Raw genomic sequence first — 15,474 nt, 5'->3', positions numbered from 1 at the left:
GCCTACTGACGACGTCTGACATCGCCGAACGGCGCTGCCGCGGACCGGTGGCAATTTGTGATCCCGCTGAGACCTTGGCCGTGTTTACTTCAGCGTTGTGTCATGGTTGCTGGTCGGATTGATTCCGGGGTTGCTGATGCTGGCAACGTTCGGCCTCGACCGTCTCGAAGCGGGCCTGCACCGAGACACGGTGTCGGCCACCGACGTGGCCACCCTGCTCTCCCGTACCGGGGCCGCCGATGTCGACACGCTGACCCGCGCGGACCGGATACGGCAACCCAGGCATGCGCACGAGTCGACGATTCACGCGCTGACCCGCAACGGTGCGGCACCGGATTTGCCCACGCGCGATTACCCACACCGGGCAGTCAATCCTGAGTTTCAGCGGACTCGACATGCCAATCGTGTGTAGCGTGGGCTGGTCGCGAAACGGGGTACCTCTAGACTGATTTCGCTAACCAGGCTAGAGCTCGGCTTTGCGCAGTCATATCACCTAACAGCTTAAGAGGGGCAACGTGGACGAGATCCTGGCGCGGGCCGGAATCTTCCAGGGGGTCGAACCCAGCGCCGTATCCGCGCTGACCAAGCAACTGCAACCCGTCGACTTCCCCCGCGGACACACCGTGTTCGCCGAAGGGGAACCCGGTGACCGGCTGTACATCATCGTGTCCGGGAAGATCAAGATCGGTCGACGATCGCCGGACGGCCGGGAGAATCTGCTCACGATCATGGGACCGTCGGACATGTTCGGCGAGTTGTCGATCTTCGACCCCGGGCCGCGGACGTCGAGCGCCACCACCATCACCGAGGTGCGCGCCGTGACGATGGACCGCGACGCGCTGCGGGCCTGGATCTCCGACCGCCCGGAGATCGCCGAACAGCTGCTGCGGGTGCTGGCCCGTCGCCTGCGCCGCACCAACAACAACTTGGCCGACCTCATCTTCACCGACGTGCCCGGCCGGGTTGCCAAGCAGCTGCTGCAGCTGGCACAGCGGTTCGGCACCCAGGAGGGCGGCGCGCTACGCGTGACGCACGACCTGACGCAGGAGGAGATCGCTCAGCTCGTCGGCGCCTCGCGTGAGACGGTCAACAAGGCGCTGGCCGACTTCGCCCACCGCGGCTGGATTCGGTTGGAAGGCAAGAGCGTGCTGATTTCGGACTCCGAACGTCTGGCCCGCCGCGCGCGTTGAGTCCTCCCGGCGATTTCGGCGCGCTCGCGGCCCGTCAGCGTCCCTCAGCGCGCCGAACTCGCTAACCTCGCAGGTAGTCCACCTGGGCCTGGACCGACCATTCGGCCACGTCCCAAAGCTTTTCGTCGACGTCGGTGTAGACATGTTCGACGATCTGGCGGACGGTGGCGTCCTCACCCAACTCGTGCAGCGCGCCGCGCACCTGATCGAGCCGCTCCTCGCGGTGCGCCAAATACATGTCGCTGACCGTTGCCACGTCCGCGAGTTCGGGGCCGTGGCCGGGCAACACCGTGCGCTGGCCGAGGCCACGCAGCCGCTGCAACGAGTCGAGGTACTCCTGCAGGCTGCCGTTCTCCTTGTCGATCACCGTGGTGCCGCGGCCCAGCACTGTGTCGGCGGTCAGCACCGCGTCGTCGAGGACGAAAGACACCGAGTCCGCGGTGTGGCCGGGGGTGGCCAGCACGGTGATCCGCAGCCCCGCGGCGTCGATGACCTCGCCGTCGGTCAGCGGCGCGCCGAGACCGCGCAGGAAACCGCTGCCCATCGAGCGGACCACCGCGCCGGTTCGTTCAACGATCTTGTCGATGGCGCCGGCGTGGTCCTCGTGGCGGTGGCTGATCAAAATCAGCGAAATCTCGCCGAGGTCGGCGAGCCGTGCGACGTGCTCGTCGTCGTCCTCGGGACCGGGGTCGACGAGCACCATCTCGTCGCTGCCCGGCCCGCGCAGCACCCACGTGTTGGTGCCGTCGAGCGTCATCATCCCCGGGTTATCGCACAGCAGCACCGACGCGGTTTCGGTGACCGGCCGCAGAAGCCGGTACGCGGGGTGCTCGAGGGTCACCGGTTCGCTCACGTCAGCTCGACGATGACTTCTACTTCGACCGGCGCATCAAGGGGTAGCGCCGACACCCCGACCGCCGACCGCGCGTGCGCGCCCGCGGCGCCGAAGACCTCACCGAACAGTTCGGAGGCCCCGTTGATCACCCCCGGCTGGCCGTGGAAGCCCGGGGCCGACGCGACGAACCCGACCACCTTGACCACCCGCGCGACCGCGTCGATGCCGGCCAGCGAGTCCACTGCGGCCAAGGCGTTGAGCGCGCACACCCGGGCCAGCGCCTTGGCGCCCTCGGGGCTGACCTCGGCGCCGACCTTGCCGGCCTGCAGCAGCGCGCCGTCCTTCATCGGCAACTGACCGGCGGTGTAGACCAGGTTTCCGGTGCGCACCGCGGGCACGTAGGCCGCCACCGGCGGCACCACGGCGGGCAGTTCGATGCCCAGCTCGGCCAACCGGGCGGCCGGGGTCTGATGTCGGCCCTCCGGCGCCGGCGTCATTTCGGTCGTTTGAGATAGGCGACGTGCTGCTCACCGGTCGGCCCGGGCAGCACCGACACCAGTTCCCAGCCGTCCTCGCCCCACTGGTCGAGGATCTGTTTGGTGGCGTGGGTGAGCAACGGGACGGTGGAGTACTCCCAGCGGGTCGGTTCGGTCATATGCCGAGCTTATCGGGCGGTCAAATGAGGCTGCGGGCGTCATGGAGGCGCAGACCAGTCGTTTAGCATGCACACGTGGCTTCCACTACCAATGGCGGCAAATCCGTCGGCTGGCCGTCTCGCCTGACCAAGGCGCGCCTGCACTTCATCACCGGCAAGGGCGGCACCGGCAAGTCGACGATCGCCGCAGCCCTGGCGTTGGCCCTCGCAGTCGGCGGCCGCAAGGTGCTGCTGGTGGAAGTTGAAGGGCGCCAAGGGATTGCGCAGTTATTCGACGTCCCGCCGCTGCCCTACGAAGAGGTCAAGATCGCCACCGCCGACGGTGGCGGTCAGGTCAACGCGCTGGCGATCGACACCGAGGCGGCGTTCCTCGAATACCTCGACATGTTCTACAACCTCGGCCTGGCCGGGCGGGCGATGCGCAGGATCGGCGCGGTGGAGTTCGCCACGACGATCGCACCCGGGTTACGTGATGTGCTGCTCACCGGAAAGATCCGCGAGATCGTCACGCGCGCCGAGAAGGGTAAGCAACCGGTGTATGACGCCATCGTGGTGGACGCGCCGCCGACCGGGCGCATCGCCCGGTTCCTCGACGTCACCAAGGCGGTCTCGGATCTGGCCAAGGGCGGGCCGGTGCACGGGCAGGCCGAAAGCGTCGTCAAGGTGTTGCATTCCGACCTCACCGCGATCCACCTGGTGACGCTGTTGGAGGCGCTGCCCATCCAGGAGACGCTGGAAGCCATCGACGAACTCAAGGGTCTGGACCTGCCGATCGGCAGCGTCATCGTCAACCGCAACATCCCGGCCTACCTGTCACCGCAGGATCTGGCCAAGGCCGCCGAAGGCCACATCGACGCCGACGAGGTCCGCGCGACGCTGGCCGATCACGGAATCACGTTGTCTGACAGTGATTTCGCGGGTCTGCTCACCGAGACCATCCAGCACGCTACCCGGATCAAGGCGCGCGCCGAGAGTTCTGAGCAACTCGACGCGTTGGACGTGGCGCGCCTCGAGTTGCCGCAGATCACTGACGGCGTGGATCTGGGCAGCCTCTATGAACTCGCCGAAGTGCTCGCACAGCAGGGCGTCCGGTAGACGCATCGGACCACTAGAGGAGACGTAGATGAGCACCCACCCCCCTGCGCTCGATATGCGCGCGATCATCGAGGACACTTCCAACCGCGTCGTGGTGTGCTGCGGCGCCGGCGGTGTCGGCAAGACCACCACGGCGGCCGCATTGGCGTTACGGGCGGCCGAATACGGCCGCACGGTGGTGGTGTTGACGATCGACCCGGCCCGGCGTCTCGCCCAGGCGCTGGGCATCACCGATCTGGGCAACACCCCGCAGCGCGTACCGCTGGCGCCGGAGGTGCGCGGCGAGTTGCACGCGATGATGCTCGACATGCGCCGGACGTTCGACGAGATGGTGGTCCAGTATTCCGGCGCCGACCGCGCTAACGCGATTCTGGACAACCAGTTCTATCAGACCGTCGCCACGTCGCTGGCGGGCACACAGGAATACATGGCGATGGAGAAGCTGGGTCAGCTTCTCGCGCAGGACAAATGGGACCTCGTGGTGGTCGACACTCCGCCGTCGCGCAACGCCCTGGACTTCCTCGACGCGCCAAAACGGTTGGGCAGCTTCATGGATAGCCGGCTGTGGCGGCTGCTGCTGGCGCCGGGCCGGGGCTTCGGACGTCTCGTCACCGGAGCCGTCGGGTTGGCCATGAAGGCGCTGTCGACGGTGCTGGGTTCGCAAATGCTTTCCGACGCCGCGAGTTTCGTCCAATCATTGGACGCCACGTTCGGCGGGTTCCGGGAGAAGGCCGAGCGCACCTACGACCTGCTCAAGCGTCGCGGGACGCAGTTCGTCGTGGTGTCGGCGGCCGAACCGGACGCGCTGCGCGAGGCGTCGTTCTTCGTCGACCGGCTCTCCGAAGAGCACATGCCGCTGGCCGGGCTGATCCTCAACCGTACCCACCCGACGCTGTGCGAGGAGCTGCACGCGGAGAAGGCCGAGGAAACCGCCGAGGAAATCGAGAAGACCGGCCCGGGCTCGTTGACGGAAGGCGTGCTGCGGATTCACGCCGACCGCGCGATGACGGCGAAGCGGGAGATCCGGCTGCTGTCGCGGTTCACGGGCGCCAATCCGCACGTGGCGATCGTCGGGGTGCCGTCGCTGCCGTTCGACGTCTCGGATCTGGATGCACTGCGGGCCATCGCCGATCAGATGACCGGTGAGGTTTCCGTGGCCTAGTGGCCTAGACGGCGCTGCGGTGTTTGCGCTGGGCGGCGAAGAAATCGGCCCAGGAAACCACCTCGGGGTGCTGCTTGAGCAAGGCGCGACGCTGACGCTCGGTCATCCCACCCCACACTCCGAACTCGACGCGATTGTCGAGGGCGTCGGCGCCACATTCCAAGATCACCGGGCAGTGTCGACAGATGACCGCGGCTTTGCGCTGCGCGGCGCCTCGTACGAATAGCTCGTCGGGATCTGTCTGACGGCATCGAGCCTGGGATACCCAGGCGATACGGGCTTCGGCTTCGGCGCCGTGGGCAACAGTGTGGGCGGAAGAGTTCGTGCTTGTCCTGCGAGCCGCGGGCCTAGTTGCTGACACCCGAGATTTCCCTTCTTTCCCTGTCGCCTCGGCAACGCCGTGGCGGCCATGTCGTCCGGTGTAGAAAGCGTCTGCGATCTACGCCACAGTACGGGGGCCTAATGTGACCTGCATCGCACTGTGTTGTCAACTTAGGTGGTCAGAGGGTTTCGCGCAATGGGTGTTTCCCTACTTTTTTGGGACGACCGTGCCGTCAGGCCCGGAAATTGACGTCCACGCGGATATGTGTGCTGCTTGGGCGTTTTTCCGTCCCCCGATCCACGCTGCCCGTTTTGCGGCGGAATTCGCGTCGTTAGTCTGTAGCCATGCCCGAGCACCAGCCGACGCGACCGCCCACGACGGTCACGCTCATCAAGCTCGCCTGGTGCGCTCTGCTGGCCAGTGTGCTGGCCGCCGCGTTGATGTTCCCAGTGGTCGGGGGCATCGGCCTGATCTCGAACCGGGCCTCCGACGTGGTTGCCAACGGTTCTGCGCAGTTGGTCGAGGGCGAGGTTCCGCAGGTCTCGACGATGGTCGACGCCAAGGGCAACGTGATCGCCTGGCTGTACTCGCAGCGCCGGTTCGAGGTGTCCAGCGAGGACATCGCCAACACCATGAAGCTGGCGATCGTGTCCATCGAGGACAAACGGTTTGCCGAGCACAACGGCGTGGACTGGCAGGGCACCCTGACCGGCCTGTCGGGCTATCTGTCCGGAAACCTCGACACCCGCGGCGGCTCCACCATCGAGCAGCAGTACGTCAAGAACTATCAACTGCTGGTCATCGCGCAGACCGAGGCCGAACGGCGCGCGGCCGTGGAAACCACGCCTGCCCGCAAGCTGCGCGAGATCCGGATGGCGTTGACGCTGGACAAGACGTTCACCAAGCCCGAGATCCTGACCCGCTACCTGAACCTGGTGTCGTTCGGCAACGGGGCGTTCGGCGTGCAGGATGCGGCGCAGACCTACTTCGGCATCGACGCCTCCGAGCTGGACTGGGAGCAGGCGGCGCTGCTGGCCGGGCTGGTGCAGTCCACCAGCACGTTGAACCCGTACACCAACCCCGACGGTGCGCTGGCGCGCCGCAACGTCGTGCTGGACACGATGATCGAGAACATCCCCGAGGAGGCCGCGGCGCTGCGGGCGGCCAAGGAGAAGCCCCTCGGCGTGCTGCCGCAGCCCAAGGAGCTGCCCCGCGGCTGCATCGCCGCTGGTGACCGGGCGTTCTTCTGCGACTACGCGTTGGAGTATCTGGCCCGCGCGGGCATCAGCAAGGAGCAGGTCGCCAAGGGCGGCTACCTGATCAAGACCACGCTGGATCCCGATGTGCAGGCACCGGTGAAGGCGGCGGTCAACCAGTTCGCCGACCCCGGGCGCGAGGGCGTCGCCAGCGTGATGAGCGTGATCCGGCCTGGCAAGGAGTCCCACCCGGTGCTGGCGATGGCCAGCAGCCGTACCTACGGCCTGAACACCGAGGCCGGCGAGACGATGCAGCCGCAGCCGTTCTCGCTGGTCGGTGACGGCGCGGGGTCGATCTTCAAGGTCTTCACCGTGGCCGCCGCCATGGAGATGGGGCTGGGGATCAACGCCCAGCTGGACGCGCCGGCCCGGTTCCAGGCCAAGGGCCTGGGTAGCGGCGGCGCCAGGGGCTGCCCGCCGGCGACGTGGTGCGTGGAGAACGCGGGCAACTACCGCGGCAGCATGAACGTCACCGACGCGTTGGCCACCTCCCCCAACACCGCGTTCGCCAAGCTGATCTCGCAGATCGGCGTGCCGCGCGCGGTCGACATGGCCGTCAAGCTGGGCCTGCGCTCCTATGCGCTGCCCGGCACCGCACGGGACTACGACCCCGAAAGCAACGAGAGCCTCGCCGATTTCGTCAAACGGCAGAACATCGGGTCGTTCACGCTGGGCCCGATCGAGGTCAACCCGCTCGAGTTGTCCAACGTCGCCGCGACGCTGGCGTCCGGTGGGGTGTGGTGTCCGCCGAACCCGATCGCCGAGGTCATCGACCGGCACGGCGAGCAGGTCGCGGTCACCACCGAGACGTGCGAACAGGTGGTGCCGGACGGGCTGGCCAACACGCTGGCCAACGCGTTGAGCAAGGACGACGAGGGCGCGGGCACCGCCGCGGGCGCCGCCGGCTCGGTGGGCTGGGATCTGCCGATGTCGGGTAAGACCGGCACCACCGAGGCACACCGCTCGTCGGGGTTTTTGGGCTTCACCAATCAGCTGGCCGCGGCGAACTACATCTACGACGACTCGTCCTCGCCGGGATCGCTGTGCTCGTTCCCGCTGCGCAAGTGCGGCGGTAACGGCAACCTGTACGGCGGTAACGAGCCCGCCCGCACCTGGTTCGCGGCGATGAAGCCGATCGCCACCGCCTTCGGCGAGGTCAGCCTGCCGCCGACCGATCCGCGCTTCGTCGACGGGGGGCCCGGCTCCAAGGTGCCCAGCGTCGCCGGGCTCTCGGAGAGCAATGCCCGGCAGCGGCTGCGCGACGCCGGCTTCCAGGTCGCCGACGACGCCAACCCGGTGAACAGTTCATCGTCGCGGGGCACGGTGGTCGGCACGTCGCCCACCGGGAATACGGTGCCGGGGTCGATCATCACGCTGCTGGTCTCCAACGGCATCGCGCCGCCGCCGCCGCCCGCGCCCGACCGTCCGCCGGGCATCCCGGGCCTTCCGGCCCCGGTCGGCGAGACCGTGGTGCAGATCCCGGGCCTGCCGCCGATCACGGTTCCGGTGCTCGGGCCCCCGCCTCCGGCTCCGCCGCCGCCACCGGGCTGACCCGTGCTGTGGAGTTGCCCACGACCGCCCGCGGAAATCGGTAACTGCAGGCGAGTGGCAGTAGGCTCACAGGCATGCCTGCTCGTTCACCCCGTTCGTCACCGTCGACCTTGAAACGCACCGCCGCCGCGGGCGCGGGTGCGCTGGTAGCCGGCATCGCCTACGCCTCGCTCATCGAGCGCAACGCCTTCGTGTTGCGCGAGGTGACCATGCCGGTGCTGTCGCCGGGGACGTCGCCGTTGAAGGTGCTGCACATCAGCGACATCCACATGCGGCCGACGCAACGCCGCAAGCAGGCGTTTCTGCGTGAGCTGGTGGCGCTGGAACCCGACCTGGTGGTCAACACCGGCGACAACCTGTCGCACCCGAAGGCGGTGCCCGCCGTCGTGCAGTCGCTGACCGAACTGCTCGCGGTGCCCGGTGTGTTCATCTTCGGCAGCAACGACTACTTCGCCCCGCGCCCGAAGAACCCGCTGAACTACCTGTCCAACCCTGGCCACCGGGTGCACGGTGAGCCGCTGCCGTGGCAGGATCTGCGCGCGGCGTTCACCGAGCGCGGTTGGCTGGACTTGACCCACAATCGGCGCGAGTTCGCCGTCAACGGGCTGCGGATCGCGGCCGCGGGTGTCGATGACCCACACCTGTCGAGGGATCGCTACGAGACGATCGCGGGCGCCGCGCCGGCCGCGGCGGATCTGAAGCTGGGGCTGACGCATTCGCCTGAGCCGCGGGTGCTCGACCGCTTCGCCGCCGACGGCTATCAGCTGGTGATGGCCGGCCACACCCACGGCGGCCAGCTTTGCCTGCCGTTCTACGGCGCGCTGGTGACCAACTGCGACCTGGATCGGTCGCGGGCGAAGGGGCCGTCGCGGTGGGGTGCGAATATGCAGCTGCACGTGTCGGCGGGGATCGGCACGTCACCGTATGCGCCGCTGCGGTTCTGCTGCCGTCCGGAGGCCACGCTGCTCACGCTGGTGCCGGCTCCCATCGGCGGCCGTGACGTCGGCAGCAAAGCGGGCCAGTCGCACCCCAGCGTGTCCGTGCGGTGAGCCTTGCCGAGTGACTGTCGCAGACCGGAGCCGTTCACGCGCGTGGGCCGATAACGCGGTCCGGTTGATCGAGGCCGACGCCAGGCGCAGCGCGGACACGCATCTGCTGCGGTATCCGCTGCCGTCCGCGTGGGCCGGTGACTGCGACCTGAACCTGTACCTCAAGGACGAGTCCACGCACATCACCGGAAGCCTCAAGCACCGGCTCGCGCGGTCATTGTTCCTCTACGGGCTGTGCAACGGCTGGATCGACGAGAACACCACCGTCATCGAGGCGTCGTCGGGGTCGACGGCGGTGTCGGAGGCCTACTTCGCGGCGTTGCTGGGTCTGCCGTTCATCGCGGTGATGCCGGCGTCGACCAGCGCCAGCAAGGTCGAGCTCATCGAATCACAAGGCGGGCGTTGCCATTTCGTGGACGAGTCGGCGCAGATGTACGCGGAGGCCGAGCGGCTGGCCGCGCAGACGGGTGGGCACTATCTCGACCAGTTCACCAACGCCGAGCGGGCCACCGACTGGCGCGGCAACAACAACATCGCCGAGTCGATCTTCGACCAGATGCGTGAGGAGACCCATCCGGTTCCGGAGTGGATCGTCGTCGGCGCGGGCACCGGCGGAACCTGCGCCACGATCGGCCGGTTCATCCGCTACCGCCGCCACGCCACCCGGCTGTGCGTGGTGGACCCGGAGAACTCGGCGTTCTTCCCGTCGTACGCGCAGCGCCGCGACGACGTGGTGACGTCGATGTCGTCGCGCATCGAAGGGATCGGCAGACCGCGGGTGGAACCGTCGTTTCTGCCCGACGTGGTCGACCGGATGGTCATGGTTCCCGACGCCGCATCGGTGGCCGCCGCGCGTCATGCCAGCGCCGTACTGGGCCGGCGGGTGGGCCCGTCGACGGGAACCAATCTGTGGGGCGCGTTCGGGTTACTGGCCGAGATGCTGGTCGAGGGCCGCAGCGGTTCGGTGGTCACACTGCTGGCCGACAGCGGCGACCGCTACGCCGACACCTACTTCTGCGACGAGTGGCTGACCAGCCAGCGGCTGGATCCCGCGCAGTCCGCGTCGGTGCTGGCCGAGTTCGAGCGCTCGGGGCGCTGGCCGGAATCGTCGGAGCGGTCGACCAGGGGGCCCTCGGACGTCAGGAACAGCCACAGCGCGGCCAGCACGAAGAATCCCACGTAGATGGATGCGCCTAACACGGTCATCTCATGCCTCGCTTCGTCGGGTCTCTGTCGTCAGTGTGCATAACGCCACCGACAACGACTTCCATCCCGCGGCGTGTCGCAGCCCAAAGTTGGGCGTCCTGGTCGCGGGGTGAGCGTTTGGCCTCGCACCCCGCCGGTGCGATACGCTGTCGTGGCTTCACGCGGGGTGTGGCGCAGCTTGGTAGCGCGCTTCGTTCGGGACGAAGAGGTCGTGGGTTCGAATCCCGCCACCCCGACTGCGTCAGCTACGCGAGTACACCCATCTGCGGTGTCGTCTTCGCCCCGAGCTTGGTCAACACGACGATGGAACTCGCCTCCACCACACCGACGAGCAGCAGCGGCCACAGCGCGCCGCCGAGAGCGCTGACACCCAGCGTGTGTGGTGCCGTCGTCCTGCGTGCGGCAAGCCGCGTACCCGCGACATACAGGCCCAGCGTGACAACGACCCAGCCGCAGAGATAGATCGCCAGAAGCACATCCAGCTCGAACATTTCCGATCCCCTCGCCACGGCCAGTATGAGTCGAACTACCCCCTCGTCGACGTCGATAAACGGTGTTTGACCGGCATCGATGCGGGGAATTAACAAGGTCGTGACCACGTCTTCTATGCCTTCGGTCTTTGTCGAACCCGCGCTGCCCCGGGCCGTCGGCCCCCTGTCCGCCACCGTCATCGAGCTGCTGCGCAGGGATCGGCCCGCGCTGCACATCCGCCCGATCGACTTGCCGGTCGCCGAGGCCGACCCGTACGGGCTCGACCTGCAGCTGGCGCTGTACGTCTGCTACGAGCTGCACTACCGCGGATTCACCGGCGTCAGCCCCCGCTGGGAGTGGAATCCCTCGCTGCTGCACCTGCGTGGCCGCCTGGAAGAGACCTTCCTCAGCGCGGTGCGCCAGGACGTCGGTGAGATCACGGCCGACGACACCGCCGCTGCCGAGATGGACAAGCTCTCGGTCGAGCCGGTCGACGGCGAAGGCCCGTCCTACTACCTGCGCGACAAGGGCACCTGGGAGCAGATGCAGGAGTACTTCGTGCACCGCTCGGTCTACCACCTCAAGGAGGGCGACCCGCACGCATGGGCGATTCCGCGGCTGATCGGACATTCCAAGGCCGCGTTCGTCGCGGTCGAGTTCGACGAATTCGGCGGCGGCCGTGGCGATCACGTTCACCAGCAGCTGTACGCCGAGTTGATGGACGCCGCGCGGCTGGATTCGTCGTATCTGGGTTACCTCGACGCGGTGCCGGCCGACGCGCTGGCGTCGGTCAACCTGATGTCGCTGTTCGGACTGCACCGGGAGTTGCGCGGGGCGACGATCGGGCACTTCGCGTCCACCGAGATCACCTCCTCACCCGGTTCCCGGCGCCTGGTTCAGGCCCTCGAACGGATGGGCGCGCCCGATGCGTGCGTGGCCTTCTACCAGGAGCACGTCGTGGCCGACGCCGTGCACGAACAGGTCGTGCGCACCGACGTGGTCGGGAATCTCATCGCACGCGAGCCGCAGCTGGAACGCGATGTGGTGTTCGGGATTCGGGCCCGCGACGTCGTGGAGCACCGACTGGCCGACCACATGATGGCCTGCTGGACCGGCAACCGCTCGTCGCTACGCCGACCGCTTGTCTGAGGGCTTGTCGGTCGGCTCAGCGCGGCGCCGGCAGCGATGGCTGGTGTCGCACAACGGATAATCCTTGCTGCGTTTGCACGCGCAGATCGCGACCATGAACCGGTCGGATTCCACCACTTGGCCGTCGGGCATCTCGATGCGCACGGGGCCCTGGACCATCACCGGCCCTGACGGAACGATCCGCACGGTGCGCGGCTGGCTGTCGCTCATGGCTTGTCGGCCCGGATGACGACGAGTTCTTCTTCACGGCGGCCCGGCTCGAGACGGCCCGTCTGCTCCAACCACTCGGCCCGCGACGTCAGCACGGGCCCGAACGGAATCCATTGGTATGCAACGATTTCAGCGTCCATTCCGGCGGCCGCCAACGCGCCCAGCGTCTGACGCGGGCATGCGAATTCGGACTGCACCACAAGGAAAGATCCGCCGTCGGCCAGAAGGTCAGGCACCGCCGCGCACAGCGGGTCCAAAACGAGGCGTCCGTCGAACCCGGCATCCCAGGCGCGGGCCGGGCCGACGTGCGACGGCAGCGCGTCGTCGAAACTCGGATCGTGCGGCACGTACGGGGGGTTGCAGATCACCAGATCAAACGGTCCGAATTCGACCGCTCGCGCCCACGAACCCAGGTGCACAGCCACTTCGGCGCCTGCGGCCGCAGCATTCGTGCGCGCGCAGTGCACCGCACGCGCGCAGATGTCGAAGGCGGTGACCTCCTTGGCGTTCTGCTCGCTTGCCGCGATAGCCGCGACTCCGGAGCCCGTGCACAGGTCGGCTACCCGATGACCCTCTGCCAGGCCGGCTTTCTCCATGACATCGATGAGCAGTTGGGAGTCCTCTTGCGGGGCATAGACACCCTCGGCGATGATCGGGCTACCCAGGTCGGTGTACGCGGTAGTCACATCGGCCTTTCGACAAAGTTCACTGCGCCGTCGCAGCACTAGCGGAGATTTAATGCCCGGTCTCGGGGTGGTTAAAACCCGGTTTTGCCACAACGCCGCGTGGGCACCCCATCACTGTGCGCGCTTCTGAGTTCGCCGCGTTGCCCGTCCGACTCGGGGCGGCGATCCGCGGTCGCCGGTTATTCCATCCCAACGGCGTGATGGCCGAGGGACTGCTCGAGCGGATCGCCCCGGACGGTGAAGGTCTGCCGATGACCTCGTGCGACGTGATCGCTCGGGTGTCGAAGGGTATCGGGTTACCCGGTGCGCTGCCGGATGTGGCAGGGCTGGCGTGGCGGCTGCCGCCGCCGCAGGACCTGCACGGATGCACGCCTTGGGATGTGTTGTTGGCCTCCACGGTGGCCAACAGTCGGATCGTGCTTTCGCCGGTCGCGACGTGGGCGGGTGCGTCGTTCTCCAGCCTGATGCCGCTGCAGTATCGCGATACCGCATGGTGGGTCCGCGCTCGCCTGGTGACCAGTCTGGAGGGGCGCGGGTTGTCGCTGGACGCGATCCGTGACCGAATCAGTTCAGACGGACTGGTTTTCGATATCGACCAAGCCCCCGGTACGGACGGGTTCAGGCCGCTGGCGCGGCTGACGCTTCGCCACACCGACCCCAGCACCGACGACATCGCCTTCGACCCCACGTTGCACAGCGACCCCGATGTCACGCTCCTGCCCCGGTGGCTCGGGGAATTTCGCCGGGCGGCGTATCAGCGCAGCCGGCAGGGCCGAGACGCGCAGTGACGTTCAGGCGGTGGGCTCCCCACCGGATTCCGCGACGTCGGGTGCGTTCTCGCGGGTAGCCATACCGCCTTCGTTACCTTCGTCCTTCGGACCTGGCCGACCACCCTTGGGCTCGTCGGCGTCTTCGTCGTCGTAGATCCCTTTTCCGCGCGGCATGAAAGTCCTTTCGTCACCGGACGAACTACCCGCAGCGGCCCTGTTTCAACCCCCTGGCCGCGGGTATGCGCAGCGGACCGTGACCGCGAAAGTAAGAGGCAAAGAATATGGACGCACTGAAGTTTCTGCGTGAAGACCACAAGAGCGTTCTGGGGATGCTCGAGGTGCTCGACGGGGCACCGACCGGGGAGGGCGCCCAGCGCAGTGGGCTGGAAACCATGGTGACCAACCTGGTGATCGCCGAGTCCCAACACGAGGCGATCGAGCAGCAGTTCTTTTGGCCGGCGGTTCGCGACGCGCTCGAAGACGGCGACGAGCTGGCCGATGAGGCGATCAGCCAGGAGCAGGCCGGCAAGGAGCTGCTGCAGCGTCTCGAGAACGGTCAACCCGGGGATGACGACTATCACGAGGCACTGCAGGAGTTCGTCAAGATCGGACGCGAGCACATCCGCTACGAACAAGAGGCGGTGTGGCCGAAGTTCGAGGCCGCGGTGAGCACGCAGGACCGCGAAAAGCTGGGCGACAAACTGGAAGCGGCGAAGAAGGTGGCGCCGACGCGACCGCATCCCGACACACCGGCCAACCCGATGGTGCAGAAGACGATGGGGATGGGGGCGGCGATGGTCGACCACATCCGCGATGCCGCCACCGGCCGGGAAGCCGAGAACCCACCCGATCCTCAGATGAAGTAGCTACCTGAAAAGGCCGGTGCCCGTTGGGCACCGGCCTTTTCCGGGCTCGATCAGCTGGTGGCGGTGTGTTGCTCGTGGGTGAACGGCTTTTCGCCCTGCACAGCGGGCTGGCCCTCGGGGCACCGCTGGTCGCCCTTGTTCTCCCGCTTCTTGGTCCCAAGCCACTGCTGCTCTGGCTTTTCGACGTAATCCCACTTCATGCCCTCGGGCCACGGGCCCTGGCCCTCGTTCCACGGTCCGCGTACCGATCCGGCCCCGTCGGACATGTTGAACGCCACGTTCTGGAACCGGTCGTCGCCGGGCAGCTGTCCGGGCGGGAAGTTCACCGGTAGTTCGTTGAGTGCGGCGGTGAACTGCTGGAAGTGGGCGACCTCCCTGGTCATCAGGAACGTCAGCGTGTCCTGCACGCCGGGATCGTCGGTGAACTGCTTGAGGTATTCGTAGACGATCTTCGCCCGCGATTCGGCCGCCAAGTTGCTGCGCAGGTCGACGGTCGGGTCGCCGTTGGCGTTGACGAAGGTGCCCTGCCAGGGGACACCGGCGGAGTCCTTCACATCGGGGCCGCCGCCGCTGAGCGTGAAGTACAGCGGGTTGACCGCGACGCTGTGGATGATTTCGTCGCGACCGTCGCGGCTGGCCACCGCGGGCATCCAGTCACAGCGTTCGTTGGCCATCTTGAGGTCGTCGTTGAGCCCGTCGAGCAGCATCGTGATCATCGAACCGACCATTTCCAGGTGGCTGAACTCCTCGGTGGCGATATCCATGAAGAGGTCGTACATCTTCGGGCTCTTCTGGCGCAGCACGAAGGCCTGGGTGAAGTACTGCATCGCGGCCTTGAGTTCGCCGTTGGCGCCGCCGAACTGCTCCTGGAGCAGCGTGGCAAATCGAGGGTCAGGCCTGGAGACCCGCACCTCGAACTGCAGATCTTTGTTGTGAACGAACATGTATCGCCTCCCGGCTTTTGGACTGTTCAGGTCGGGCCGGGGTACCCCCGTCAGATA

Annotated in this window: 18 protein-coding genes, 1 tRNA gene and 1 pseudogene; 11 read left to right on the top strand and 9 right to left on the bottom strand. The window is 67.1% G+C overall.

From position 1 onward, the window contains the following. Positions 1 to 136: 136 nt before the first annotated feature. Positions 137 to 412, top strand: a complete 276-nt coding sequence (locus ABQF13_RS06615) for a hypothetical protein (RefSeq protein WP_448392043.1) — start codon at positions 137 to 139, stop codon at positions 410 to 412. Between the two features lie 103 nt (positions 413 to 515). Then, positions 516 to 1,190 carry a cAMP-activated global transcriptional regulator CRP gene (gene crp, locus ABQF13_RS06610; protein ID WP_069405269.1) on the top strand — a complete coding sequence of 225 codons (675 nt, stop codon included), beginning with the start codon at positions 516 to 518 and terminating at the stop codon, positions 1,188 to 1,190. 61 nt (positions 1,191 to 1,251) lie between these two features. Here the strand turns inward: crp and ABQF13_RS06605 are convergent, their stop codons facing one another. The 3 genes from ABQF13_RS06605 to ABQF13_RS06595 are packed head-to-tail and all read right to left on the bottom strand — an operon-like array spanning position 1,252 to position 2,680. Beyond that, on the bottom strand, positions 1,252 to 2,031 hold the full coding sequence (locus tag ABQF13_RS06605) for an MBL fold metallo-hydrolase (RefSeq protein WP_448392042.1): 780 nt from the start codon (positions 2,029 to 2,031) through the stop codon (positions 1,252 to 1,254). A gap of 8 nt (positions 2,032 to 2,039) precedes the next feature. After that, complete coding sequence (locus tag ABQF13_RS06600) at positions 2,040 to 2,522, bottom strand: RidA family protein (RefSeq protein ID WP_448391902.1); 483 nt, start codon at positions 2,520 to 2,522, stop codon at positions 2,040 to 2,042. Beyond that, a complete protein-coding gene (locus ABQF13_RS06595) occupies positions 2,519 to 2,680 on the bottom strand; it encodes a Sp36 family protein (protein ID WP_109747120.1) in 162 nt (53 codons plus the stop codon). The genes ABQF13_RS06600 and ABQF13_RS06595 overlap by 4 nt, the downstream gene beginning before the upstream one ends. 75 nt (positions 2,681 to 2,755) lie before the next feature. Between ABQF13_RS06595 and ABQF13_RS06590 the strand changes: the two genes are divergently transcribed. Further along, a complete protein-coding gene (locus ABQF13_RS06590; RefSeq protein WP_448391901.1) occupies positions 2,756 to 3,775 on the top strand; it encodes an ATPase BagA in 1,020 nt (339 codons plus the stop codon). 28 nt (positions 3,776 to 3,803) lie between these two features. Beyond that, the gene (locus ABQF13_RS06585) at positions 3,804 to 4,937 is read left to right on the top strand and encodes an ATPase BagB (RefSeq protein WP_448391900.1); all 1,134 of its coding nucleotides are present in this window, start codon (positions 3,804 to 3,806) and stop codon (positions 4,935 to 4,937) included. 4 nt (positions 4,938 to 4,941) lie between these two features. On the opposite strand, the gene ABQF13_RS06580 is transcribed toward ABQF13_RS06585, so the two are convergent. Next, complete coding sequence (locus ABQF13_RS06580; RefSeq protein ID WP_448391899.1) at positions 4,942 to 5,298, bottom strand: WhiB family transcriptional regulator; 357 nt, start codon at positions 5,296 to 5,298, stop codon at positions 4,942 to 4,944. A 305-nt stretch (positions 5,299 to 5,603) separates the two neighbouring features. Here ABQF13_RS06580 and ponA2 point away from each other — a divergent pair, with 305 nt between their 5' ends. The 4 genes and pseudogenes from ponA2 (at position 5,604) to ABQF13_RS06560 (ending at position 10,557) form a co-directional block, all read left to right on the top strand. Continuing rightward, on the top strand, positions 5,604 to 8,066 hold the full coding sequence (ponA2, locus tag ABQF13_RS06575; protein WP_448391898.1) for a transglycosylase/D,D-transpeptidase PonA2: 2,463 nt from the start codon (positions 5,604 to 5,606) through the stop codon (positions 8,064 to 8,066). A gap of 74 nt (positions 8,067 to 8,140) precedes the next feature. After that, positions 8,141 to 9,115: a metallophosphoesterase gene (locus tag ABQF13_RS06570; RefSeq protein WP_448391897.1), complete on the top strand. Its 975-nt coding sequence runs from the start codon at positions 8,141 to 8,143 to the stop codon at positions 9,113 to 9,115. 10 nt (positions 9,116 to 9,125) lie between these two features. Continuing rightward, positions 9,126 to 10,214, top strand: a pseudogene (locus ABQF13_RS06565) (PLP-dependent cysteine synthase family protein); the annotation flags it as partial. 269 nt (positions 10,215 to 10,483) lie between these two features. Beyond that, positions 10,484 to 10,557: transfer RNA gene (locus tag ABQF13_RS06560), tRNA-Pro, on the top strand. 9 nt (positions 10,558 to 10,566) lie between these two features. Here the strand turns inward: ABQF13_RS06560 and ABQF13_RS06555 are convergent. Then, positions 10,567 to 10,920, bottom strand: a complete 354-nt coding sequence (locus ABQF13_RS06555; protein ID WP_448391896.1) for a hypothetical protein — start codon at positions 10,918 to 10,920, stop codon at positions 10,567 to 10,569. A 7-nt stretch (positions 10,921 to 10,927) separates the two neighbouring features. Between ABQF13_RS06555 and ABQF13_RS06550 the strand changes: the two genes are divergently transcribed. Then, positions 10,928 to 11,941, top strand: a complete 1,014-nt coding sequence (locus ABQF13_RS06550; RefSeq protein ID WP_448392041.1) for an iron-containing redox enzyme family protein — start codon at positions 10,928 to 10,930, stop codon at positions 11,939 to 11,941. Here the strand turns inward: ABQF13_RS06550 and ABQF13_RS06545 are convergent. Together ABQF13_RS06545 and ABQF13_RS06540 are read right to left on the bottom strand one after the other, a co-directional pair. Further along, complete coding sequence (locus tag ABQF13_RS06545; RefSeq protein WP_448391895.1) at positions 11,921 to 12,151, bottom strand: CDGSH iron-sulfur domain-containing protein; 231 nt, start codon at positions 12,149 to 12,151, stop codon at positions 11,921 to 11,923. The two genes, ABQF13_RS06550 and ABQF13_RS06545, sit on opposite strands and share 21 nt — an antisense overlap. Next, entirely contained in the window at positions 12,148 to 12,837 is a 690-nt protein-coding gene (locus ABQF13_RS06540) for a HemK2/MTQ2 family protein methyltransferase (RefSeq protein ID WP_448391894.1), read from the bottom strand. Before ABQF13_RS06540 ends, ABQF13_RS06545 begins: the two co-directional genes overlap by 4 nt. 116 nt (positions 12,838 to 12,953) lie before the next feature. Here ABQF13_RS06540 and ABQF13_RS06535 point away from each other — a divergent pair, with 116 nt between their 5' ends. Further along, positions 12,954 to 13,625, top strand: coding sequence for a phosphodiesterase (locus ABQF13_RS06535; protein WP_448391893.1), 672 nt, complete (start codon positions 12,954 to 12,956; stop codon positions 13,623 to 13,625). A gap of 3 nt (positions 13,626 to 13,628) precedes the next feature. Here the strand turns inward: ABQF13_RS06535 and ABQF13_RS06530 are convergent, their stop codons facing one another. After that, positions 13,629 to 13,781 carry a hypothetical protein gene (locus ABQF13_RS06530; RefSeq protein ID WP_448391892.1) on the bottom strand — a complete coding sequence of 51 codons (153 nt, stop codon included), beginning with the start codon at positions 13,779 to 13,781 and terminating at the stop codon, positions 13,629 to 13,631. A gap of 107 nt (positions 13,782 to 13,888) precedes the next feature. Here ABQF13_RS06530 and ABQF13_RS06525 point away from each other — a divergent pair, with 107 nt between their 5' ends. Then, a complete protein-coding gene (locus ABQF13_RS06525; RefSeq protein WP_448391891.1) occupies positions 13,889 to 14,473 on the top strand; it encodes a hemerythrin domain-containing protein in 585 nt (194 codons plus the stop codon). A gap of 50 nt (positions 14,474 to 14,523) precedes the next feature. Here the strand turns inward: ABQF13_RS06525 and ABQF13_RS06520 are convergent, their stop codons facing one another. Then, complete coding sequence (locus ABQF13_RS06520) at positions 14,524 to 15,417, bottom strand: manganese catalase family protein (protein WP_448391890.1); 894 nt, start codon at positions 15,415 to 15,417, stop codon at positions 14,524 to 14,526. Positions 15,418 to 15,474 lie beyond the last annotated feature (57 nt).

It is taken from the genome of Mycolicibacterium sp. XJ879 (assembly GCF_053483935.1).
The sequence above is the reverse complement of the archived record's forward strand: the minus strand, read 5'-3'. Positions and strand labels throughout refer to the sequence as shown.